The organism is Pseudomonas frederiksbergensis, from assembly GCF_017114915.1.
GTDB lineage: Bacteria > Pseudomonadota > Gammaproteobacteria > Pseudomonadales > Pseudomonadaceae > Aquipseudomonas > Aquipseudomonas frederiksbergensis_I.
On sequence record NZ_JAAUOE010000114.1, the window covers coordinates 1 to 672 of the forward strand.

The window sequence follows — 672 nt, forward strand, 5'->3', positions numbered from 1 at the left end:
AGATCAGCAGCTGAATATAGAGCGGCGTACCCCGAAACAGATAGGTGTAGAACTGCACCGGCCAGCGCACCAAGACATTGGTCGAGACCCGGGCAATCGACAGCGGGATCGACATCACGAAGCCCAGGAAGATCGAGGCACTGAGCAGCCAGAGGGTCATGGCCAGCCCGGTGATGTGATTGCCGTCCTGGTACAGGAAAGGTTTCCAGTATTCCTGCAGTAGCTCGATCATCGCACGGCCTCCCGGGTGCCCGCGGCGTAGAAGATTTCCATCCGGCGCAAGACGTAGTTCGAAGCAGTGGTGATCACCAGATAGATCAAGGCGGCGAGCACCAGGAAGTAGAACAGCTGATAGGTGCTCTTGCCCGCGTCCTGGGCCACCTTGACCAGATCGGCCAAGCCAATGATCGACACCAGCGCGGTGGCCTTGAGGATCACCATCCAGTTATTACCGATGCCCGGCAGGGCAAAACGCATCATTTGCGGGAACACCACCAGGCGAAAGCGCTGAGCGCGGGTCAGGCCGTAGGCGGTAGCCGCTTCCATCTGACCTCGCGGTACGGCAAGGATGGCGCCACGGAAGGTTTCGGTGAAATAAGCCCCATAGATGAAGCCCAGGGTAATGACCCCGGCGCTGAACGGGTTGATCTCGATGTATTCCCATTCCATGAA

Annotated in this window: 2 protein-coding genes; both read right to left on the reverse strand. The window is 58.5% G+C overall.

From position 1 onward, the window contains the following. The coding region (locus HCU66_RS26975; RefSeq protein WP_205891389.1) for an ABC transporter permease subunit at window positions 1-232 on the reverse strand (232 nt) is incomplete at its 3' end. Then, window positions 229-672: ABC transporter permease (locus tag HCU66_RS26980; protein WP_205891390.1), on the reverse strand; the 444-nt coding region annotated here is incomplete at its 5' end. The genes HCU66_RS26980 and HCU66_RS26975, both read right to left, overlap by 4 nt.